Below are 23501 nucleotides of genomic sequence, written 5' to 3'. Positions count from 1 at the left end.
ACAGACATGAGAACAGAAGGCGATCTTATCAAGATCAACGACTGGCTGCTACCACTGAGTTGGATTTATGGCGGCATGGTCAGATTTCGCAATTGGCTCTTCGATATCGGACTGAAAAAGAGTCAGTCATTCTCAATCCCGATCATTTCTGTGGGTAACATCACGGTGGGCGGATCGGGCAAGACTCCCCATGTGGAGTATCTGATACGCTTGTTGCACGACAAGGTAAAGATAGCTGTGCTATCACGTGGTTACAAAAGAAAGACCAGTGGCTATGTGCTGGCAGATAAAGATACGACAATGTCAGAGATTGGCGATGAACCCTTCCAGATGCACAGCAAGTTTGACGATATCTACGTAGCCGTAGACGCTAAGCGTGTGAGAGGAATCGAAAAGTTGCAGAATGAAGAACCGACCAAGGATGTAGATGTTGTATTACTGGATGATGCCTTTCAGCATCGCTATGTGAAGCCAGGTATCAACATTCTGCTGGTAGATTACCACCGTCTGATCATCTATGACAAGATGTTGCCAGCAGGAAGACTGAGAGAACCTCTAAGCGGTAAGAACCGTGCAGACATTGTGATTATCACTAAATGTCCAAAGGACCTGAAGCCAATGGAATTTCGAGTACTCACCAAGGCTATGGACCTTTACCCTTTCCAGAAGCTCTACTTCACCTGCATCAACTATGATACGCCAAAGGGAGTTTTCGAAGACCAGCAGATAGCCAAGGAGGAGTTGAAAAACTACCATGCTCTGCTGGTTACTGGTATCGCATCGCCTAAGCAGATGGAACACGACCTGAAGCCAATGGTCAAGAGTATGCAGTCGCTGAGTTTCGGTGATCACCATCGCTTCAAGAATAAAGACATCACACGCATCAACGAGGCGTTTGAACAGATGCCAGAACCCCGTCTGATTATCACGACAGAGAAAGATGCCGTGAGACTAAAAGAGACAGAGGGACTCTATGAAATAGTTAAGAAAAGCATATACGAACTGCCTATCAAGGTAAGTTTCATGCTGGAACAAGAAGATAATTTTAACGACAAAATCATTAGCTATGTACGAAAAAATTCAAGAAACAGCATCCTGGCTAAAAGAAAGGATGACAACAAGTCCGAAGACAGCAATCATACTGGGAACCGGTCTCGGACAATTAGCTTCAGAAATAACTGACAGTTATGAATTTCCATATAGTGAAATACCAAACTTCCCAGTATCTACCGTTCAAGGTCATGCAGGCAAACTGATTTTCGGTAAGTTAGGAGGTAAAGATATCATGGCTATGGAAGGAAGATTCCATTACTATGAAGGATATGACATGAAGGCTGTAACCTTCCCAGAACGTGTGATGTACGAGTTGGGCATTGAAACCCTCTTTGTAAGCAACGCTTCGGGCGGTATGAATCCGGAATTCCAGATTGGAGACCTGATGATTATCGATGATCACATCAACTTCTTCCCAGAACATCCATTGCGCGGAAAGAACTTCCCTACCGGTCCACGTTTCCCGGATATGCACGAAGCATACGACAAGAAACTCCGCGACCTTGCCGACGATATCGCTAAGGAGAAGGGAATTGATGCAAAGCATGGTGTATATGTTGGCGTTCAGGGACCTACCTTCGAGACACCGGCAGAGTATCGCATGTATCGTATATTGGGTGGTGACGCTGTAGGTATGAGTACTGTACCTGAAGTGATTGTTGCCCGCCATTGCGGAATCAAGGTTTTCGGCATCAGCATCATCACCGATCTTGGCGGTTTCGATGTACCTGTAGAAGTCAGTCATGAGGAAGTGCAGATTGCAGCCAATGCCGCACAGCCTAAGATGACAGAGATTATGCGAGAAATCATCCGCAGATCATAAGTATAAATTATAAACTATTATTTATTTTGGATATCTCAAAGTTAGGTGAATTCGGTCTTATAAACCATCTCACCAAAGGTTATGAAAAGAAAAACGAGTCTACAGTTTATGGTGTAGGCGACGATTGTGCCGTGATGCATTATCCTGACAAGGAGGTGCTCATGACTACAGATATGCTGATGGAGGGCGTACATTTCGACCTTACCTATATTGACATGGTTCACTTGGGTTACAAGAGTGCAATGGTAAACATCAGTGATATCTTTGCTATGAACGGAACCCCACGTCAGATGGTAGTAAGCATAGCATTGAGTAAACGATTCAAAGTAGAAGACATTGATGAATTCTATAAGGGTCTTCGAATGGCATGTGACAAATGGGGAGTAGATATCGTGGGAGGTGATACTACCTCTTCACTCACCGGTTTAGCCATCAGTATTACTTGTATCGGAGAAGCAGCAAAAGAAGAAATCGTATACCGCAACGGAGCCAAGGAAACAGACCTGATCTGTGTGTCGGGCGACTTGGGCGGTGCCTATATGGGACTTCAACTGCTGGAACGCGAAAAGGCTGTATACTACGGACAGATAGAAGATATCCGAAAGAAGATGGCTGAGGCTAAAGCAAATGGTGATAACGAGAAACTGGCTCTTCTGAACAGAGACTTAGAGAATATGCGCAACTTCCAGCCAGATTTCGCCGGCAAGGAATATCTCTTGGAAAGACAACTGCAGCCTGAGGCACGCGGAGATGTGATAGCACAACTGCGTGAGGCAGGTATCCGTCCTACCGCCATGATGGATGTGAGCGATGGTCTGAGCAGTGAACTGATGCACATCTGCGAACAGAGTCATTGCGGATGCAGAGTATATGAGAAGAACATACCTATCGACTACCAGACAGCCGTGCAGGCAGAAGAATTCAATATGAACCTTACCACCTGTGCTATGAATGGTGGCGAAGATTATGAACTTCTCTTTACCGTACCTATCGGTGACCACGAGAAGATTGAGACTATGGAGGGTGTAAGGCAGATTGGCTACATCACCAAAGAAAATCTGGGCAAGTTCCTCATTACCAGAGACGGACAGGAATTTGAACTGAAAGCACAAGGTTGGAATCCGCTGAAAGATTAATTTCAAACAACGCGGTATTTAGTTAATAAACATTAAGCAAGAGAAAATATTTCGTTTTCTCTTGCTCAATTAAAATATTTATTGTACCTTTGCAACCGCAAAAAGCAAGATGGTGCCATAGCTCAGTTGGTAGAGCAAAGGACTGAAAATCCTTGTGTCCCCGGTTCGATTCCTGGTGGTACCACTCCTCCTTTCATAAAAGGCGGTTACTAACTGTGGTTAGGGCCGTCTTTTTTTTATATCCACACCTTAAGGTAACAGATATTACAAACAAGACAAAGTATAGAATTTATTAAACAAACTAAACTTAAAAAGCTTATGAAGAAGATTTTAATAGCTTTATTGGTCTGTTTCTCATTTGTGACAGCCAATGCCAAAGATTACAGTAAGTATTATCAGAACTTACCAGTTCAGATGCAGCAACCAACATTGCCTAGCATCCCAGACAATCATGTCAGTATCTTAGAATGTGGCGGTAATGGAGACGGACTCACCATGAATACCCAGGCATTTGCCAAAGCCATCAGCAAACTGAACAAGATGGGCGGCGGTCATCTTAATGTGCCTGCAGGTATCTACCTCACCGGTCTCATCTCACTGAAGGACAATATTGACCTGCATCTGGAAAAGAATGCCATCATCGTTCTTTCAGAAGACAAGAACGACCATTTCAAGATAGACGAGACTACGGGAAAGAAAGAAAACCGTGCAACTCCAGCCATCAATGCCAGCAAGAGAAAAAATATTTCTATCACAGGCGAGGGCACCATTGACGGAAACGGAGAATGGTGGAGACCGGTAAAGCGCAGTAAGGTTAGTGACGTAGAATGGAAAGAATTCCAGGCTATGGGCGGAACTCTTAATGAAAAAGGTGACATCTGGTATCCATTCAATCTGAAACATCAACCTAACGTGGCAGAGAATATGGATACACAGGAGAAAACCCGAACACACATGATCAGATTCACCAGTTGCGAGAATGTGCTCGTACAGGGTGTTACACTTCTGAACAGCCCTAAGTTTCACATCATCCCTACCCGATGCAAGAATGTGACTATCGACGGAATCACCGTAAAATGTCCATGGAATGCCCAGAACGGTGATGCGATTGATATCTCAAGCTGTAAGGATGTACTCATCGTAAACAATGTGATTGATGCAGGTGATGATGGTATCTGCATGAAGGGTGGCGCAGGCGCAGCAGGTGTGGCAGCAGGTCCTTGTGAAAACATCAATATCCAGGACAACACCGTATACCATGCCCATGGAGGTTTTGTTATCGGCAGCGAGTTCTCTGGCGGCATGAAGAATATTGTTGTTCGCAACAATACTTTCCAGGGAACAGATACCGGTTTACGCTTTAAAAGTGCAGTGAAGAGAGGTGGAACATCAGAGAACATCTATATCGACCATATCTACATGACCGATATCAAGGATGCAGCCATCACCTTTGAGACCACTTATTTTGACAACCATGTAGGTGCCCAGAAGCAGACAACTCCCGTAAAGCAGGAATTCCTGCCAAACTTTCAGGATATCCACATGAGCAACATCTACGTACGAGGTTGCGAAACAGGTATTGAAGCACATGGTGCAGAAGGTATGGTACACGATATCACCATCAAGAACTCCAATATCTTCTACACCAAGGAAGCCAAGAATATCGATGCTGCCTGCAAAATTCTGTTGGAAAACGTACGTTTTGAAAGTTTCGCAAAGTAAATTTTCTACTCAACATTCAAGAAGTCTACTTGACAACAGTAAGCGTATGATCGCAAACCGTGAAATGAATATCAAGACCCTCATAAGGCATTCCATAGACCTTATGAGGGTCTTTCTGGTAATGCGGACGGGGATCTTGGGCAAGTACCTCTTTCAATATTTCAATCTTTTCTGCATTCAATCCCTGCAGACGCAGATGCCTGTCTACATCTTCAGAAATCTCTACATCAAGTTTCTGCCATTTGCGGTCATCAACAAAACCGCTCCTTGCCCCAGGATGAGAATCGGCATACACCACATACGGCTTGATGTCAAATATCGGTGTTTTGTCCATAAGATCAGCTCCCTTAACATGAATGACAGGACCATGAGGAGTCTCCCATTCGATATGAGAAATTTTTACCGATGAAAGACCTATATTATTGGGACGGAAAGGACTTCGAGTGGCAAAGACACCCACTTTCTCATTGCCTCCCAACACAGGAGGACGAACAACCGGACTGTGCGCTTTGTGCCTATTGGCAGAAAATTCCCAAATCAGCCAAAGATAATCAAAGCCCTCCATGCCACGCAGCGCATCAGGGTTACGAAATTCGGGTTCAAAAACAATCTGTCCTTCCAGTTCTGCTACCAATCCAGCCTGTTTGGGGATGCCAAACTTACTACTGAAGGGAGAACGAAAATATGCTATTGGTTTTATCTCCATATTTACTAATTATTACACCTTAATTATATATAAGACGAAAAAAGGCATGAATTATTTTGCCGTATGCACAAAATAATGTACCTTTGCAGACAGAACAAAAAACAAAAAGAAATGAAAATACAAAGACCATCGTATGAAATCTGGTTACAGAAACCAGGTGAGCTCGGTATCTACCAGCAGATAGAACGAGCAGGAAGAGTATGCTATAAAAGTGAGAATAATACCACTGTGAATTCTGCCAAACCTTTCGTGGATCGGATGGTGCAGAGTGAACACTTTGCCATGCTGGAACATGGAACCGTGTATCTGGTATGCAAACATGGAGAGTTGCCGCTTTATACCCACAACAAGTTCTCACGTCTGAAAACTTTAGACGGCAAAGACTATATTACAACCAATCTCCGAGTATTGGCAGAAAACAAGGCGATGGATGATTTGAAATACCTCAGCAACTATGAAGAAGGTAAGCACGAACTCCGTATTACCGTTCATTTTACTACTCAGATTTCCATAACCCGAGAATATAACCGTCATCGTGCCAACTCTATGGCAGAGCAGAGTACCCGATACTGCAACTATTCGAAGAATAAGTTTGATAACGAGATTACCATCAACCTGCCTACATGGGTAGAAGCAGAAGGCTTCGATGGTTCACAAGATCCCAGCGACTACCGAATAGAAGATATGTGTGCTGACATTGCAGAAGGAAGAACTGCTGAATGGAGTAAACTCACTACTTGGATATTCGCCAATCAGGCTGCCGAATATGCCTACATGAAACTGATAGAGGCAGGTTGCAAACCACAGGAAGCACGAGCCATCCTACCATTGGACTGCAACACAGAACTGGTTCATACCGCTTTCGTGAGTGACTGGAAACATTTCTTCGACCTTCGCGCATTAGGTACTACCGGTGCACCACATCCTGATGCCAAGATTTTAGCCTTGCCACTGATGGAAGAGTTTAAGCAGAAAGGTTACCTATAAGGTTTAAAAAATATTAAAGCACCCTTTCAAAATACAGATTTTCTATTCTTTTGACATAACGAATAGATATATTTTGTATTTTTGCAGTGTGTTTTTCATAGTATTAGATTTAAGGTTATCAAGATTGGGGCTACGGCGGTAGCCCTTTTTTATTGTCTTTTTCAGCCTTACCTCTCTATTTTTTGCCGATTTTGTCACTTATTAGCCCCCAAAACGCATTTTTTTGAAGAAAAACAAAAAAAAGTTGGCAAAAAATTTGGTGGAACCAGAAAATAGTAGTACCTTTGCAACCGCTTAAGAAAACCAAGCTATAGTCATCCAGACTAAAACAATGGAGAGATGGTAGAGTGGTCGATTACAACGGTCTTGAAAACCGTCGTACCGAGAGGTACCGGGGGTTCGAATCCCTCTCTCTCCGCAAGAGCCTTCTGAAAGAAATTTCAGAAGGCTTTTTTATTTTTCATATCTGTATATTTCCTTCATATTCATTCACTATCCACGACAAGAAGACTTCAAATGCAAAATTATGCTATATTATTTGGTCATATCAAAGAAAACATGTAACTTTGCTAAAAAGTAAGCTATATGCAAGAAAAGACATGACAATGATAGATCGCTGTTACATAGAAATCACTAATACATGTAATCTCAACTGCCACTTCTGTCCAAAACATACAAGGAAGAAAAGACAGTTGAGTGCTGAGGAATTCGACCTGCTCACCGACAAGATACGCGGGAAGGTCTGTTTCCTATATTTCCACATTATGGGCGAACCCCTACTACACCCTCTTCTACCCGAGTTTATCAATATGGCAAGAGAGAAAGGTTTCAAAACCGTACTTACATCCAACGGCACTCTGCTACCCAAAGCTATGGATCTCCTTGACACACTTCCCCACAAAATACAGCTCTCGCTCCACTCACACGAGAGTAATGCCAAGGGAGAGCTTGCCAGTTACATGAACGAGGTGATGACTTTTTCAACCCAAGCAGCAGAGAAAGGAACCTGCATAGTTCTCAGACTCTGGAACCAAGGAGGAAAAGACCGGGAAAATGAAGAAGTAATGGAGCACATCGAAAAATTTGTTCCCAAACCCTGGAAAGAACGACCTGACGGTTACAGACTTGCCAATAATCTCTATCTGGAGTTTGACAGAAAATTCGAATGGCCCAACTTTGATAACCATATCGAAGAAAAGAAAATGATAAAAGGAAATCAGAAATCAGGTATCAGAGAAGAAAAAAGAGAAGTTTTCTGTAAAGCCCTACTCAAACAGATAGGCGTATTGGCAGACGGAACATTGGTACCCTGCTGTTTGGACCACAACGGAGATGTAGCACTTGGGAACCTGCTTGAACAATCGCTGGAAGAAATTCTGGCTTCACCCCGTGCCCAAGCCATGATAGAAGGTTTCAAGCACCATCAAGCCACAGAACATCTCTGTGAGACCTGTGAATCAGCCCTGGTAAGAAACAGTTTTAGAGGAAAAGCAAGAAGTTAATAGGAATTATGAAATATTATACAGCAATGACAATAGCTGGATCTGACAGTTGCGGAGGAGCCGGCGTACAAGCTGACATCAAGACAATGTCAGCACTAGGCGTATATGCCGCATCGGCCATTACAGCCATTACCGTACAGAACACCCTGGGAGTTTATGCCATCCAAGACATCAACCCCGAAATAGTAAAGGGCCAGATAGAAGCTGTGATGGACGACATCCACCCAGATGCCATCAAAGTAGGTATGGTGAACGACCGTGCCACCATCCAAGCAATCGCAGAAACCCTGAAGAGATACCAAGGGGAATACCAGCATCTTATCATAGACCCAGTGATGGTTTCCACCAGTGGTTGCAGACTCATGCAGGAGGACGCTCTCAGCATTTTCATACAGGAGTTATTACCACTAGCTACCCTGCTAACACCTAACATCCCGGAAGCAGAGATACTGGCAGGTATGAAGATACAGAATAAGGAAGACATCCAGAACGCAGCTTTAGCCATCAGTAAGTTAGGCTGCAAATATGTACTCATCAAAGGCGGCCATTTCCAGGGAGCAGAAAAGATTGATTACCTCTTCGAAGACGGAAAACCTATTACCAGTTATCGAGGCATTAGCGTAAACACACGCAATACCCACGGTACAGGTTGTACCCTATCCTCAGCCATCACTTCTTATCTGGCAAGAGAAATGGATATGAATACAGCTATCACCATGGCAAAGACCTATCTTTCAGGCGCAATTCTGGCAGGAAAAGATGTACAGATAGGAAAAGGTCATGGTCCGGTGAATCATTTCTATGAACCCAAGGCACTGTTTACCAAATAACAGCCAACACCTTTATATAAACAAATAAAGTCACAACGAATATGAAATGGATAGTAATCACTCTGCCCGATTTTATAGAGAATGAATCAACCTATATCAACCAACTCTTTAAAGCAGGTATAGACCTGCTACATCTGCGCAAACCAGAATCAAATATAGAGGAATGTAAGCGACTGATACAGGAAATCGACAAGAAATGGCATAAAAAGATCGTAGTACACGATCACTTCGAACTTTGTCAGGAATTTCATCTTCATGGTATTCATCTTAACAGCAGAAACCACGAGATTCCAGAAGGCTTTCAAGGAAGCATCTCACAATCCTGCCATAGTTTTAAGGAAGTAGAACAAGCTCTCCAGACTATATCACCCAAGAACAAAGACGAAAAGAGTGCGATTCTCAAGCCTGCCTGCCATTATGTTTTCCTCAGTCCAATCTTTGACAGCATTTCAAAGAAAGGCTACAAACATTCCTTCTCTAACAAAGACTTAGAGGAAGCAGGCATCAATGGAATCATCAATGAGCGAGTAGTCGCATTGGGAGGTGTCACCCCTGAATATATTCCACAATTGAGAGCATGGAACTTTGGTGGAGCTGCTTTTTTAGGCGACGTCTGGAACAGAAGAACTGATGCAAAATGGACGGAATATCTTGCCGTAATTAAGCAGAAACTTACACCCGGAAATGCTAAGAATACGCTTAACAGTTCAAACATTTGGTAGAGGGAAATACACTACTTTCTAATAAGACAGGCCGAATCTCAACAATAAAAATAAAAAAATGCTTTTTTATTTTGTATTGTCTTCGATTTGCACTACCTTTGCACCCATGATATATCCAGATAATTTTGAAAATAAGATAGGATTCAATGAAATCCGCAAGATGCTGCGCGAAAGATGCCTCTCTCCACTCGGAAAGGAACAGGTAGACAAGATGGCATTCAGCAGCGATGCAGAACAAGTTAACGAATGGCTCATGCAGGTGCGTGAGTTCCGCAGACTGATGGAGGAAGTAGAAGACTTTCCCCTACAATATTTCTATGATGTAAGGGAGAGCATCCTCCGTATCCGTGTAGAAAACAGTCACCTGGAGGAGGACGAGCTGTTTGACTTGCGACGTTCACTATCTACCATAGCAGATATGGTAAAGATACTGAATCACAGCGATGACGATGACGAGCCGGAAGACGGATGGAAAAGAGAGAAAAAGTATCCCTACCCAGCCCTACATCGCCTTTCGCAGGATGTAGTTACTTTTCCACAACTGATTCAGCGCATCGACCAGATACTTGACAAATTCGGCAAGATAAGAGATAATGCAACCCCTGAACTTCTTCAGATTCGCAGAGAACTGGCAAAGACAGAGGGCAGCATCTCACGTACCTTATATAGTATATTGCGCTCGGCACAAAGTGAAGGCATCGTAGAAAAAGACGTAACCCCTACCCTGCGTGACGGCAGACTGGTTATTCCCGTCATCCCTACTCTGAAGCGCAAAATCAAAGGTATCGTACACGATGAGAGTGCCACAGGTAAAACAGTCTTTATAGAACCTACCGAGGTGGTAGAGGCAAACAACCGTGTACGTGAACTGGAGGGTGAAGAGAGAAAAGAAATCATCCGCATCCTCACCGACTTCACCAACAAGGTACGCCCATACTCCAAAGAAATTCTGGACAGTTACCGCTTTCTTGCCATCATTGACCTGATACAAGCCAAGCAAAAACTGGCTGATATCTTCAAAGCCATAGAACCCGAGGTAGAAGACCACCCACACATAGACTGGACCCGTGCGATACACCCATTATTGCAGCTATCTCTACAGAAAAAAAACGAGAAAGTAGTTCCGTTGGATATCATGCTTACACAGGACAAACGCATTCTTATCATCTCCGGTCCAAATGCAGGCGGCAAATCTGTCTGTCTGAAAACCGTCGGATTATTACAGTATATGCTACAATGCGGTTTGAGCATCCCTGTAAGTGAGCGTTCAAAGACAGGTGTTTTCCAAAACATCATGATTGATATCGGTGACGAACAGAGTCTGGAGAATGACTTGAGTACCTACTCGTCTCATCTTCTGAACATGAAGAATATGATGAAGGCAGCCAATGGAGAGACCATCATTCTGATAGATGAGTTTGGTACAGGTACAGAGCCAGGAATCGGTGGTGCTATCGCCGAAGCTGTACTCGACAAGTTCTGCAAGCAGCAAGCTTATGGTGTGATTACCACCCACTATCAGAACCTGAAGCATTTTGCCGACAGCCATGAAGGAGTGGTTAACGGCGCCATGCTCTACGACCGCCATGAGATGAAAGCCCTCTTCCAATTAGCTATCGGCAGACCAGGTTCTTCTTTCGCTATCGAAATTGCAAGAAAGATAGGATTACCCGAAGAAGTAATCAAGGAAGCTTCAGATATCGTTGGTTCTGAATACATTCAAAGCGACAAGTATCTTCAGGATATAGTTCGTGACAAGCGATATTGGGAAAACAAACGCCAGAATATCCATCAGCGTGAAAAAGACATGGAGAAAACAATCTCCAAGTACGAAAACGACATAGAGGATATTGAGCGAAGCAGAAAGGCTATTCTCAAAAAGGCAAAAGAAGAAGCCGCAGAACTTCTGAAAGAAAGTAACAAGAGAATCGAAAACGCCATCCGGGAAATCAAAGAAAGCCAGGCTGAAAAAGAAGAAACCCGCCGAATCCGTCAGGAACTTGATACCTTCAAGCAAGAGGTTCAGGAAATTGATACCAAGGAGACCGATGACAAAATTGCCCGCAAGATAGCCCAGATTCAACAACGCAAAGAGCGCCATGCCAAGCGCCAGGCTGAAAAGAAAGAGAATCAGGAGAAGGCTGCAGCTGCACTGAGGAATGCACAGAACAAGACTCAAGCAGATAGTAAACGTGATATTCAGATTGGCGATACGGTGCGCATCAAGGGACTGACTACTGTCGGAAAGATAGAAAACATTACTGGAGATACAGCAACTGCCGTATTTGGAGGAATGAGAACCAAGATGCGCCTGAACCGTCTGGAGCATGCCACAACTCCTGTTGAAAATGCAGACAAAACTGAAGAGCGCAAGGAAAATCTGGCTTCATACGGTATCAGTAAGGAAACCAGAAAGACCATTGACTCACATAAATCCAACTTCCACCAGGATCTGGACGTTCGCGGAATGCGAGGCGATGAAGCACTTAATGCGGTACAATACTTCATCGATGATGCTATCCTGGTAGGAATGCCAAGAGTCAGAATCCTTCACGGAAAGGGAAATGGTATCCTAAGACAGCTCATTCGCCAATATCTGAGTAGTGTGCCTAATGTGACCCATTATGCAGATGAACACGTACAATTTGGCGGATCAGGCATTACGGTAGTTGATTTTTAGCAAACAAACGTTAAACAACTGAAGTTTTTCGGCAAAACATTTGGCGGGTTCAAAGAAAAACCGTACCTTTGCACCCGCTTAAAAATTGAGACGGACAAGTCTCATACGACCAGCTCCCTCGGAATCCCCCAGGATGGGAACATAGCAAGGGTACTTGGTTGTAGCGGTGCGATATGAATCGCTTGTCCACCCGCCTCTTTAGCTCAGTTGGCCAGAGCACGTGATTTGTAATCTCGGGGTCGTTGGTTCGAATCCGACAAGAGGCTCAAAAAGGAATCTTCTTTTGGAAGGTTCCTTTTTTTTATTTACATACATTTTACTTCTATATTTCATAACATTACAGTTGAAACCTCTATTTCACGAGGATTTATCTTTAATTATATATAAATATTTCCACCCTTTACACCTTATATAATAAAAAAGTTGTATTTTTGCAAATTGATATGTTACATCCGTAGAAATACAATAAAAACAATGAATACAGAAAATAACGAGAATCAGGAAGAAAAGAAGACAAGCCAGCAAATGCATAAGGTTAAAACGATTATCATCGACACAGGCAAGATAAGACAAACCAAAGCATTCGCCCGGCAAGATGGTGCCATCCTCGGAGCTGTCTGGATTGTCAGTTTCATATGTACCATGCTGGCAGTAGACCCGCAATACCAGATGCTGGGATTCATTTCCAACATTCTCATCATAGCAACCCCATTTGTTGTGGCCAAGCGACTGAAGGCATTCCGTGACTATGCAAGAGACGGACATATCTCTTTCCGTCATGCATTCTACTATTGCATCCAGACATTCTTCAATGCAACCCTTCTGCTTACCCTTGTGCAATATCTTTGGTTCCGTTTTATGGATACGGGTCTATTCATGAACCAACTGCAAACCAACTATCAGATAGTAGCACAAGCGTATCAGTTAACTGCAGAGGAATCTAAAACCCTTCTTGATGCCGTCAGTATGATGAAACCGATAGCCTGGGCTTCCATGTTTATGATTACCGACCTGGTAGCAGGTGCTGTACTCAGTCCGATTATTGCTGCTGTAATGGCAAAGAAGGATAAACAACAGCATACAAAATAACAATAAATAAGAAACAAACAGATAAATACAAGATAATGGATATTTCAGTAATAATTCCTCTTTTCAATGAGGAAGAGTCGTTACCAGAGCTCTTCGCCTGGATAAAGCGAGTAATGGACTCAAACGATTTTACTTATGAAGTCATCTTTGTGAACGACGGTTCTACCGACCGTTCATGGAACGTCATAGAAGAACTTGCTGAGAAGAACGAGCAAGTGAAGGGTATCAAATTCCGCAGAAATTATGGAAAGAGCCCAGCACTCTTCTGTGGTTTCAAAGAAGCGCAGGGCGATGTTGTCATCACCATGGATGCCGATCTGCAGGATTCTCCAGACGAGATTCCGGGACTCTACCAGATGATTAAGAAAGAGGGATACGACCTCGTGTCAGGTTACAAGCAGAACCGTAAAGAAGGAGATCCTCTGAGCAAGACCATCCCTACCAAACTCTTCAATGCTACTGCACGCAAAGTAAGCGGCATACACAATCTGCACGACTTCAACTGCGGTCTGAAAGCTTATCGCCTCGACGTAGTTAAGAATATCGAGGTATATGGTGAGATGCATCGTTATATCCCATATCTAGCCAAGAATGCAGGTTTTGCCAAGATAGGCGAAAAGCCTGTTCATCATCAGGCAAGAAAGTTCGGTAAATCAAAGTTCATGGGATGGAACCGCTTTGTAAATGGTTATCTTGACCTGATGACTCTCTGGTTCCTTAGCAATTTTGGCAAAAAGCCAATGCACGTATTCGGCTTCCTGGGTAGCGTCGTATTCTTCATAGCCTTCCTATCGCTCATCGGCTTAGGTATAGACAAGGCCATCGACCTGCACAACGGCATCTACGGACATCTCATTACCGATTCACCTTACTTCTTCATTGCTCTTGTAGCAATGGTTTTGGGTAGCCAGCTGTTCCTTGCCGGATTCCTGGGCGACCTTATCAGCCGCCAGAACCCAAACCGTAACGATTATCAAATAGAAAAAGAAATAAGATGCGGAAAATAATACCTTTCGTCGTTTTCATGGTTCTGGCCATGATGGGATGTACATCTCTCGACTGCCCACTCAACAATACTGTATATACCAAATACAAGTTGATGGGCGACAATAAGACGCTAAAAGACACGCTAACGATTTCTACGAAAAAGATAGCAGGAACAGATAGTGTGCTGATCAATAAGGATGTAAACGTAGACAGTTTCAGTCTGCCTATGAGTTACAGCCTGGATGAAGACGTATTGTTTTTCGAGATACATACCCTATCGAAGCAAGTATTCAAGGACACCGTGACTGTATCAAAGGAAAACCGCTCTCATTTTGAGTCGGTAGACTGCAGTCCATCGTTCTTCCATACGATAACCGATGTTAAGACTACTCACAATTATATTGACTCAATAGTCATCAATCAAAAAGAGGTAAATTATGATGCATCCAAAGCACATTTCTACATATATTTTGGCAGCCGCAACTAGTATGCTATCCCTATTTGCTGTTCTCCCCTGTCAGGCCCAAAGCAAGAAGAAGATCATAGAGCAGCAGCCTGATACCATACCTTTTTTTAGAGGTATGGCTGTGGGAGTTGACCTGATAGGTCCCGTACAGTTGATGGTTAGCGACTATGGGCAGTACGAAGCATCTCTCCGTATCAATCTGAAAGACAAGTATTATCCTGTTTTCGAATTGGGTTATGGAAAGGCAGATGCCAGCGATGAGGCAACCAAAATCACCTACAAGACCAGCGCTCCCTATTTCAGATTAGGTGTAGACTGGAATCTTCTGAAGAACAAACACGACGACTACCGTCTGTTTGGCGGTTTCCGTTATGCCTGCACCTATTATGAATATGACCTGAGCGCCCCACCCGTTACAGACCCGGTATGGGGCGGCGAAACGCCCTATGGAGGTAACGGCATTTCCTGCAACTATCATTGGCTGGAAGGCGTAATAGGTATTGATGCCAAAATCTGGGGTCCCGTCCGTATGGGTTGGAGTTTCAGATACAAACGCCGCCTCTTCAAGAACGATGGAGAATTAGGCAACACCTGGTATGTGCCAGGCTACGGTAAGCAGGGAGGTTCACGCCTTGGCGGAACATTCAATGTAACCCTAGAGATTTAAAGACTTCATAATGTGTAAAGAATGAATAAAAAGAAACTTATCTGGCAAATTCCATTTCTGTTGATACTTATCGTTGGTACCATCGTTATCATACGCCAGCAGCATAATACGCCCTATCAGAAAGATACCGGCTTTATCTTTGGCACCATCTATCACATTACCTATCAGAGTGATACCAACTACCAGCAAGAGATAGAAACAGAACTCAAGAAGGTAGACCAATCCTTGTCTCCTTTCAATAAGACCTCTGTCATCACACAGGTAAACCAAGGTAAAGATATCGAAGTAGACGAAATGTTTACCGAAGTATTCCGCATGGCAGAAAGCATCTCAAAAGAAACCAATGGAGCCTTTGATATCACGGTTGCCCCAATGGTAAACCTCTGGGGCTTTGGATTCAAGCAGGGGGTACCTCCTACGAAAGCCAAGATAGACAGTATCAAAACGCTGGTTGGTTATGAGAAAGTAGCCTTGGAAAAGGGACGCATCATCAAGCAAAATCCTAAGATCATGCTTGACTGTTCTGCTATCGCCAAAGGATATGGCAGCGACATTGTTGCCAGATTCCTGAAAAAGAAAGGTATCAGCAACTTTATGGTTGAGATTGGTGGAGAAATCGTAGTAAACGGTGTTAGCGAGAAACAAGTGCCTTGGCATATTGGTATCAACAAGCCAACTGACGATTCTACCAATACGAGTCAGGAAATTCAGGATGTACTTGATATTACCGACATAGCCATGGCTACGAGTGGTAACTACAGAAACTTCTATTATAAAAACGGCAAGAAGTATGCACATACCATAGACCCAAAAACAGGCTATCCTGTACAGCATAACATCTTATCTGCAACGGTTTTAGCCAAGAACTGTGCTACAGCCGATGCCTATGCTACCTCGTTTATGGTAATGGGAATGGAGGGCGCAAAACAGATTCTGAAAAATCATCCGGACCTCTGTGCATATCTCATCTATGCTGACGAGAAAGGACAAAACAAGATATGGTATTCACCGTCTCTCAAAAACAAGATATTAAATAAATAAACTTACATGTCAACCAATAGACTATACGACAGTTTATTATCACTCCCATTATTCCTGGGAATGACTTGCTATGACTTCCAAAATGTAGCTGGTAAAACCCGTTTTGACTTTCAAAAACTGGAAGCGGGTGAAACTATAGTTGAAGAAGGCACCAGTTGTACACGTCTATATTATTTAATCAGTGGAGATATTAAGGTGATAACCCAGGCAGATGACTACGGCTATCAGGTAGAAGAAGACATTTCGGCACCGGAATCATTCCAGCTGGAACGACTTTTCGGTCTTACCCAGCGTTTCACCCACACTTATGTGGCAAAGAACAACTGCAGCATCATGTCAGTCAGCAAGCAAGAGATCATGAAGTTATCCGATGAATATGAAATATTCCGCATCAATCTTCTGAACTTGGTCTGCACCCAATCCCAGAAGAACAACCGCAGACTGTTCAGAGTTCCTGCCAAGACACTGAGTGAGCGCCTGATCCGTTTCTTCGAGAGCCACAGCGTCCGCCCGGCAGGCGAGAAAATCTTTCATATCAAGATGACCCGTTTAGCAGAAGAGATGAATGTAAAGCGCATCTATGTATCCAAAGCCCTCAACGAACTACAGGCAGAAGGACTTATCCAGCTAGAACGAGGCAGAATCTATATCCCTGCACTGGAAAATCTCATCAAACGCTAAAGAAAGTATAACGACCGATAAATATAAGTTAAAAACGTTTATTATCAAGGCAATAACGCATTTTTTTGCTAACTTTGCAGCTAAAAAGTAACAATATGCAAGACAATAAAATACAAAATAGAACCAACCCATTCTTCGTGCCTTACAATACACCGCACGATACAGTACCATTCGAACGAATCCGTCTCGAAGATTATGAACCAGCATTCATGGAGGGAATCCGCCGTGATGACGAGGCTACAGACAAGATTGTAAACGATCCGGCAGAACCAACCTTTGAGAATACCATTGCAAGAGTTGATACCGAAAAGGGCGAACACTATTACGACCTCTTGAGCCGTGTATCTAACGTTTTCTCTTGCATGATGAGTGCTGAAACCTGCGATGAGATGGAAGAGATTGCGCAGAAGATGAGTCCGATTCTCACCAAGCACGCAAATGACATCACGCTGAACAAGAAACTCTTCGAGCGCATCAAGTTCGTTCACGATCATCCAAACAGAGAACTGACTCCTGAAGAGAAGATGCTTCTGGACACCAGCTATGACGGATTCGTACGCAGCGGTGCACTCTTAGATGAAGAAGGCAAAGAGAAACTTCGCGAACTTACAGAAGAAGCCAGTATGCTCACTCTGCAGTTCTCACAGAATCTCTTAAAAGAAAACAAGGCATTTACGCTCCATATCACAGACGAAGCTCAGCTCGACGGACTTCCAGAAACAGCAAAAGCTGCCGCTGCGCATACCGCCAAAGAGCAGGAAAAAGAAGGCTGGATCTTCACACTCGATTATCCAAGTTATTCTCCATTTATGACCTACTCTACCCAGCGTGAGCTCCGCAAACAGATGTATATGGCACGCAATACGGTATGTACCCATGATAATGAGCAGAACAACCTGGAAATCTGCAAACGACTGGTAAACCTGCGCAGAGAGCTCGCCCAGTTGCTCGGTTTCGAAACCTATGCCGACTATGTTCTTCGTCATCGTATGGCAAGCAATACAGAACATGTATATAAACTTCTCAACGACCTGATAGATGCTTATAAGCCAACGGCAGAAAAGGAAGTGAAAGAAGTGGAAGCCCTTGCCAAGAAGCTGGAAGGTCAAGATTTCGAAATGAAGCCATGGGATTTCGGCTTCTATTCTCATAAACTCCAGATGGAGAAATATAATCTCGATGCAGAAATGCTTCGCCCTTATTTCCAGCTGGACAAAGTGATAGACGGTGTGTTCGGCCTCGCCAACAAACTTTATGGCATCACCTTTAAGGAGAACAAAGAGATACCGGTATACCACCCAGACGTCAAGGCATACGAGGTATTTGATAAAGACGGAAGCTATCTGGCTGTATTCTATGCCGACTTCTTCCCTCGCAAGGGTAAGCAAGGAGGTGCCTGGATGACAGAATTCCAGGGCCAGTGGATAGACCATAAGGGCAACAACATACGTCCTCACGTAAGTGTGGTAATGAACTTTACCAAGCCAACAGAGGAAAAGCCTGCTCTCTTGACATTAGGAGAAGTAGAAACCTTCCTCCATGAGTTTGGTCACAGTCTTCACGGCATGTTTGCCAATACCCGCTTCGAGAGTCTTTCGGGAACCAACGTATGGTGGGACTTCGTAGAATTGCCATCACAGTTTATGGAGAATTATGCAATAGAGAAAGATTTTCTCCGTACATTTGCCTTCCACTATCAGACAGGTGAACCATTGCCAGATGAACTCATAGAGCGCATCGTGAAGAGTCGCAACTTCATGACAGCCTACGGTTGCTTGCGCCAGGTAAGTTTCGGATTGCTTGACATGGCATACTACACCCAAAAGAAAGAATTTACTGCCGACATCATGCCTTATGAAAGGGAAGCCTGGAAAAAGACGATGATATTGCCACAGTTGCAGGAAACCTGCATGACCGTACAGTTCTCACACATCATGGCAGGAGGTTATGCCGCAGGATATTATAGCTACAAATGGGCAGAAGTATTGGATGCTGATGCTTTCAGTGTATTCAAGAAGAATGGAATCTTCGACCAGAAGACTGCTCAAAGTTTCCGTGACAACGTACTCTCTAAGGGTGGAACAGAGCATCCTATGGTTCTCTACAAACGGTTCCGTGGACAAGAGCCAACCATCGATGCACTGCTGGAACGTAACGAAATCAAGGTACAAAATAAAGGATAAGAGGATGGCAAACGAACTTTCCAAACAAACCAAGCTCGACCTTCGCTATTTGCGAATGGCACGTATATGGGCTGAAAACAGCTATTGCAAACGCCGACAGGTAGGTGCACTGGTTGTAAAAGATAAAATGATTATCAGTGATGGCTACAACGGTACACCGAGCGGATTTGAAAATGTCTGTGAGGATAACAACGTAACCAAGCCATACGTTCTCCATGCGGAGGCTAATGCTATTACGAAATTGGCTCGCAGCAGCAATAACAGTGAGGGAAGTACGCTTTACGTCACCGCCTCTCCATGTATAGAATGTGCCAAACTGATTATACAGTCGGGCATCAAGCGTGTTGTATATGCAGAGAAATACCGTCTGGACGATGGTATCAAACTGATGCAACGAGCAGGAATCAAGGTAGAATACCTCAATCCTGATGAAAAGACATCTTCTTCAGAAGATTAGAGATAAGATAGATAAAACGTTAGTAAAAAGAGAATTGTTATGAACATGAGTAAGAATAAGACCAACCGCTTTATGCCATTCATCATGGCATTCTGTGTTGTGATAGGTATTATCATCGGAACATTCTTTTCCAACCATTTCTCTGGAAATCGCCTCAACGTTATCAATAGTGGAAGCAACCGTCTGAACAACCTGCTCCATCTTATTGATGACCAATATGTAGATGCCGTGAACATCGACTCGCTGGTAGATAAGGCAATTCCACAGATTTTAGCAGAACTGGATCCACATTCCGTATATATCAGTGCTAAAGACGCTGCTCAGGCCACCGACGATCTGAAAGGCTCGTTCTCGGGTGTAGGCGTAGAGTTTGTCATCCGCCAAGATACGATACATATACAGAATGTGATACAGAATGGACCTGCCGAGAAAGCCGGACTTTTGGCAGGAGATAAGATTGTAGCCGTAGACGGCAAACCTTTTGTTGGCAAGATTGTAACCAACCAAGAGGCTATGCATCGCCTGAAGGGTCCAAAGGATACCAAGGTGAAAATCGGAGTTATACGATATGGAAGCAAGAAGGTTCAGACCTTTACCGTAACCCGAGGTGAAATACCGACAAAGAGTGTTACAGCAGCTTACATGCTAAACGACAAAACTGGCTATATCCGTATCAAGAACTTTGGCGAGAACACCTATCCGGAAATGCTGATTGCCCTGGCCAAACTCTCACAGCAGGGATTCACCAACCTCTGTATTGACCTTCGTGATAACTCAGGAGGTTACCTGACGGCTGCAGTAAACATGGCAAACGAATTCTTGCCAGACAAGAAGCTCATCGTTTACACACAGGGACGCAAATCGCCTAGACATAACTATATGAGTGACGGTAAGGGTGCCTACCAGAAGATTCCGATGGTAGTTCTCATCAATGAAGGTTCTGCATCATCTGCAGAAATCTTTGCGGGTGCCATGCAGGATAATGACCGTGCTACCATCATCGGACGACGCTCGTTTGGTAAGGGACTGGTTCAGCAACAGATAGAATTCCCTGACCACAGCCTCATCCGTCTGACCATTGCGCGCTACTATACTCCTTCAGGAAGATGCATCCAGAAGCCATATACGCTGGGAGATGACAAGGATTATGAGCAAGACTTGCTTGACAGATACCAGCACGGAGAGTTCTTCTCACAGGATAGCATCAAGCATACAGGACCGGCTTATCATACAGGTAACGGCCGTATTGTCTATGGCGGAGGTGGCATCACCCCAGACATCTTTGTTCCTGAAGATACGCTCGGCATGACATCCTATTTCAAGGAGGCCAGTCTGAGTGGTCTCATCTTGCAGTTTGCCTTCACTTATACAGACGATAACCGTCCGAAGTTGAACAACTTCAAGGAGATGATGGAACTTGCCGATTATCTTGACAGTCAGGACATGGTTGAAAAGTTTGCCAGCTATGCTGATAAACGTGGTTTGAAACGTAGAAATCTTTTAATCAAGAAATCACACAAACTGTTAGACCGTGTCATCGACAGCCGTATCATCTACAATATGTTGGACGAGCAGGCATGGACCCAGTACATCAATCTTGATGACCCAGTCATCAAAAAGACGCTGGATGTATTTGAGAACCATGCAGCATTTCCAAAGAAACCAGAGCCAGCCAAAAAAGGCGCTGCGAAGAAAGAAAAGATAGCTATGGCGAATACGCCCTACAACTATTCTTCCTTACACCATAATAATTGTATGATAGCAAATGCTTAAGGCATGGACAAGAAAGAATTAAGAAAAATCATAAAAGACAGAAAGCGACAGTATTCCTCAAGACAACTTGAGGAACTGTCGCTTTCTGTATTATCACGTTTAGATTCCAACCCGCATCTTCAGAATGCCCAAACCATACTGATGTACTATTCGCTTCCTGATGAAGTGGACACCCATCATTATATAGACCAACTTGTTTCCAGGGGAAAACGGGTGATACTGCCCGTTGTGCTGGACGATACGAATATGGAACTGAGAGAATATTCCGGAGTTCAAGACCTGAAGGAAGGAGCCTATCATATACTTGAACCGAAAGGTAAGATTTATCCGGAAGAGAAATATCCTGAGATAGAACTTGCCGTAATCCCAGGTATGAGTTTCGATATGAAAGGCAACCGGTTAGGAAGAGGAAAAGGCTATTACGACAGATTTCTTGCCCAGATTCCACATGCATACAAAATAGGCATCTGTTTCGACTTCCAGAAAATCAAAGAGGAAGGACTCCTTCCTGTTACCCCTACAGATATATGCATGGACGAAATCATATAGCATATAGAGCGGGGAATATCAATAAAAGCGTATATCTGCAATAACCTGTGCACCAACCTGTTCATTCAAACGGCGAACAAGAGTAGCACGGCTCATCGTGAGGTCAGCCCTCAATGCAGCATTCTCTATCTTTACATAGAGAGTCTGGTTCTTGATAAACTTATCACCACAATATGCAGCAATATTATCCCCTACCACAGAATCCCAACTCATTATCAGGCGTTTCTGCTGTAAAGGAGTCTCCAAGCCTTCCTTTCTCAGAAATTCAGGCAAGAGTTCTGCTATTGACTTAACTTTTCTTCTAAACATATTCTTACTTTATTATTTCCCCATTCTCTACATAGAATATCGTATGATCTCCCTGCATGTTCTGGAGAATCTTATCCAAATGATCACGGTTCGTATCCGTGATAAAAATCTGGCCGAAATGGTCACCGGCAACCAGTTTCACAATAGCCTCAACCCGCTGTGCATCCAACTTATCGAAGATATCATCTAAGAGGAGCAAAGGAAGTGTATTGGAACTCGTGCGCTGCAGGAAAGTAAATTGAGCCAGTTTCAGGGCAATCACGAAAGTTTTGTTCTGTCCCTGACTTCCCTCTCTCTTCATCGGATAATCACCCAGCAAAAACTCCAGATCATCACGGTGAACACCATGCAGAGAATACCCTACAGCACGATCCTTAAACCGGTCGCGCTGGATAACATCCAGCAAAGGACCTCTCTGGCAATGAGAAACATAGTGAAGACGGACCTGCTCCTTATCACCCGAAATCTGCTGATAAATCTGCTGAAACAGCGGAACCAGTTCGTCAACGAAAGCCTGCCGTTTCCGGTACAGCAATTCACCATTACTCGCCATCTGCTGTTCCCAAAGTTCCAGCAGCGTAATATCAGGCTCCTCCTCCATTTTCAGCAAAGCATTTCTCTGTTGCAAAGCCTTATTATAGTTGGATAAAGCCTCTATATAAGAGTAATCATACTGAGAGATGACCACATCCATCAGTTTTCTGCGCTCTTCACTTCCCCCTTCTATCAGAGAAACATCAGATGGAGAAACCAGAATCAGAGGGATAAGCCCAATATGTTGCGAAAGACGCTTATACTCCTTCTTGTTTCTCTTGAAATGCTTCTTGGTACCCCGTTTCATGCCACAGTAAACATTCTCTATCTCCCCCTTATCGTTATCATAATTTCCCTCCAGCATAAAGAAAGGCTCATCATGAGTAATAATCTGGGAATCGATAGAATTATAGGCACTCCTACAGAAAGAGAGATAGTAGATGGCATCAAGGAAATTAGTCTTTCCCATGCCATTATGTCCTATCAGACAATTGATTTTGGGCGACAACTCCAGATTGGCGCTCTTTATATTTTTAAAGTTAATAATGGAAATATTCTTTAAAATCATAGTCTCTTTTCTGCTTTTATAGTGCAAAGTTAGCAG

At 43.7% G+C, this 23501-nt stretch carries 22 protein-coding genes and 3 tRNA genes; 22 read left to right on the top strand and 3 right to left on the bottom strand.

Annotation, left to right across the window (positions count from 1 at the left end):
• Nucleotides 1–6 precede the first annotated feature (6 nt).
• The 5 genes from lpxK (at nucleotide 7) to ONT19_RS01385 (ending at nucleotide 4734) form a co-directional block, all read left to right on the top strand.
• A complete protein-coding gene (gene lpxK, locus ONT19_RS01405; protein WP_117727747.1) occupies nucleotides 7–1182 on the top strand; it encodes a tetraacyldisaccharide 4'-kinase in 1176 nt (391 codons plus the stop codon).
• Complete coding sequence (locus ONT19_RS01400) at nucleotides 1067–1876, top strand: purine-nucleoside phosphorylase (protein WP_119226860.1); 810 nt, start codon at nucleotides 1067–1069, stop codon at nucleotides 1874–1876. Before lpxK ends, ONT19_RS01400 begins: the two co-directional genes overlap by 116 nt.
• Nucleotides 1877–1899: 23 nt before the next feature.
• Nucleotides 1900–3012 carry a thiamine-phosphate kinase gene (thiL, locus tag ONT19_RS01395; protein ID WP_040552461.1) on the top strand — a complete coding sequence of 371 codons (1113 nt, stop codon included), beginning with the start codon at nucleotides 1900–1902 and terminating at the stop codon, nucleotides 3010–3012.
• Nucleotides 3013–3123: 111 nt separating this feature from the next.
• Nucleotides 3124–3196 (top strand) — tRNA-Phe (locus ONT19_RS01390).
• Nucleotides 3197–3330: 134 nt separating this feature from the next.
• Entirely contained in the window at nucleotides 3331–4734 is a 1404-nt protein-coding gene (locus ONT19_RS01385; protein WP_117692003.1) for a glycoside hydrolase family 28 protein, read from the top strand.
• Between the two features lie 25 nt (nucleotides 4735–4759).
• On the opposite strand, the gene tsaA is transcribed toward ONT19_RS01385, so the two are convergent.
• Nucleotides 4760–5440 carry a tRNA (N6-threonylcarbamoyladenosine(37)-N6)-methyltransferase TrmO gene (tsaA, locus tag ONT19_RS01380; RefSeq protein WP_006846275.1) on the bottom strand — a complete coding sequence of 227 codons (681 nt, stop codon included), beginning with the start codon at nucleotides 5438–5440 and terminating at the stop codon, nucleotides 4760–4762.
• Nucleotides 5441–5551: 111 nt separating this feature from the next.
• Here tsaA and ONT19_RS01375 point away from each other — a divergent pair, with 111 nt between their 5' ends.
• The 17 genes from ONT19_RS01375 to ONT19_RS01295 all read left to right on the top strand — a co-directional run bounded on the left by ONT19_RS01375 (nucleotide 5552) and on the right by ONT19_RS01295 (nucleotide 22054).
• On the top strand, nucleotides 5552–6427 hold the full coding sequence (locus tag ONT19_RS01375) for an FAD-dependent thymidylate synthase (protein ID WP_022121629.1): 876 nt from the start codon (nucleotides 5552–5554) through the stop codon (nucleotides 6425–6427).
• A gap of 333 nt (nucleotides 6428–6760) precedes the next feature.
• Nucleotides 6761–6845 (top strand) — tRNA-Ser (locus tag ONT19_RS01370).
• Nucleotides 6846–7026: 181 nt separating this feature from the next.
• The gene (locus ONT19_RS01365; protein ID WP_264952459.1) at nucleotides 7027–7929 is read left to right on the top strand and encodes a radical SAM/SPASM domain-containing protein; all 903 of its coding nucleotides are present in this window, start codon (nucleotides 7027–7029) and stop codon (nucleotides 7927–7929) included.
• Nucleotides 7930–7937: 8 nt separating this feature from the next.
• On the top strand, nucleotides 7938–8759 hold the full coding sequence (gene thiD, locus ONT19_RS01360) for a bifunctional hydroxymethylpyrimidine kinase/phosphomethylpyrimidine kinase (protein WP_264952460.1): 822 nt from the start codon (nucleotides 7938–7940) through the stop codon (nucleotides 8757–8759).
• Nucleotides 8760–8800: 41 nt separating this feature from the next.
• A complete protein-coding gene (locus ONT19_RS01355) occupies nucleotides 8801–9481 on the top strand; it encodes a thiamine phosphate synthase (RefSeq protein WP_264952461.1) in 681 nt (226 codons plus the stop codon).
• Nucleotides 9482–9587: 106 nt separating this feature from the next.
• A complete protein-coding gene (locus tag ONT19_RS01350) occupies nucleotides 9588–12161 on the top strand; it encodes an endonuclease MutS2 (RefSeq protein ID WP_119226866.1) in 2574 nt (857 codons plus the stop codon).
• Between the two features lie 192 nt (nucleotides 12162–12353).
• Nucleotides 12354–12427 (top strand) — tRNA-Thr (locus tag ONT19_RS01345).
• A 208-nt stretch (nucleotides 12428–12635) separates the two neighbouring features.
• Entirely contained in the window at nucleotides 12636–13250 is a 615-nt protein-coding gene (locus ONT19_RS01340; protein ID WP_264952462.1) for a DUF4199 domain-containing protein, read from the top strand.
• Nucleotides 13251–13285: 35 nt separating this feature from the next.
• A complete protein-coding gene (locus ONT19_RS01335; protein WP_117691989.1) occupies nucleotides 13286–14257 on the top strand; it encodes a glycosyltransferase family 2 protein in 972 nt (323 codons plus the stop codon).
• A complete protein-coding gene (locus ONT19_RS01330; protein ID WP_118152946.1) occupies nucleotides 14245–14724 on the top strand; it encodes a DUF6452 family protein in 480 nt (159 codons plus the stop codon). The genes ONT19_RS01335 and ONT19_RS01330 overlap by 13 nt, the downstream gene beginning before the upstream one ends.
• A gap of 1 nt (nucleotide 14725) precedes the next feature.
• Nucleotides 14726–15370 carry a DUF6048 family protein gene (locus ONT19_RS01325; RefSeq protein WP_118254948.1) on the top strand — a complete coding sequence of 215 codons (645 nt, stop codon included), beginning with the start codon at nucleotides 14726–14728 and terminating at the stop codon, nucleotides 15368–15370.
• A 21-nt stretch (nucleotides 15371–15391) separates the two neighbouring features.
• A complete protein-coding gene (locus ONT19_RS01320) occupies nucleotides 15392–16411 on the top strand; it encodes an FAD:protein FMN transferase (protein ID WP_264952463.1) in 1020 nt (339 codons plus the stop codon).
• A gap of 6 nt (nucleotides 16412–16417) precedes the next feature.
• Complete coding sequence (locus ONT19_RS01315) at nucleotides 16418–17092, top strand: Crp/Fnr family transcriptional regulator (RefSeq protein WP_264952464.1); 675 nt, start codon at nucleotides 16418–16420, stop codon at nucleotides 17090–17092.
• Nucleotides 17093–17187: 95 nt separating this feature from the next.
• Nucleotides 17188–19275, top strand: a complete 2088-nt coding sequence (locus ONT19_RS01310; protein ID WP_264952465.1) for a M3 family metallopeptidase — start codon at nucleotides 17188–17190, stop codon at nucleotides 19273–19275.
• Between the two features lie 4 nt (nucleotides 19276–19279).
• The gene (locus ONT19_RS01305; RefSeq protein ID WP_200757265.1) at nucleotides 19280–19732 is read left to right on the top strand and encodes a deoxycytidylate deaminase; all 453 of its coding nucleotides are present in this window, start codon (nucleotides 19280–19282) and stop codon (nucleotides 19730–19732) included.
• A gap of 45 nt (nucleotides 19733–19777) precedes the next feature.
• Nucleotides 19778–21505: a S41 family peptidase gene (locus tag ONT19_RS01300; RefSeq protein ID WP_264952466.1), complete on the top strand. Its 1728-nt coding sequence runs from the start codon at nucleotides 19778–19780 to the stop codon at nucleotides 21503–21505.
• Between the two features lie 3 nt (nucleotides 21506–21508).
• On the top strand, nucleotides 21509–22054 hold the full coding sequence (locus ONT19_RS01295; RefSeq protein ID WP_117586694.1) for a 5-formyltetrahydrofolate cyclo-ligase: 546 nt from the start codon (nucleotides 21509–21511) through the stop codon (nucleotides 22052–22054).
• A gap of 18 nt (nucleotides 22055–22072) precedes the next feature.
• Here ONT19_RS01295 and ONT19_RS01290 read toward each other — a convergent pair whose 3' ends face one another.
• Both ONT19_RS01290 and recF read right to left on the bottom strand, forming a co-directional pair.
• Nucleotides 22073–22363 (bottom strand): DUF721 domain-containing protein, encoded by a 291-nt coding sequence (locus tag ONT19_RS01290; RefSeq protein WP_264952467.1) that lies wholly within the window; start codon nucleotides 22361–22363, stop codon nucleotides 22073–22075.
• 4 nt (nucleotides 22364–22367) lie between these two features.
• A complete protein-coding gene (recF, locus tag ONT19_RS01285; RefSeq protein WP_117691976.1) occupies nucleotides 22368–23465 on the bottom strand; it encodes a DNA replication/repair protein RecF in 1098 nt (365 codons plus the stop codon).
• Nucleotides 23466–23501 lie beyond the last annotated feature (36 nt).

It is taken from the genome of Segatella copri (assembly GCF_026015625.1).
Lineage (GTDB): Bacteria > Bacteroidota > Bacteroidia > Bacteroidales > Bacteroidaceae > Prevotella > Prevotella copri_H.
This window is presented reverse-complemented; position numbering and strand designations above follow the sequence as displayed.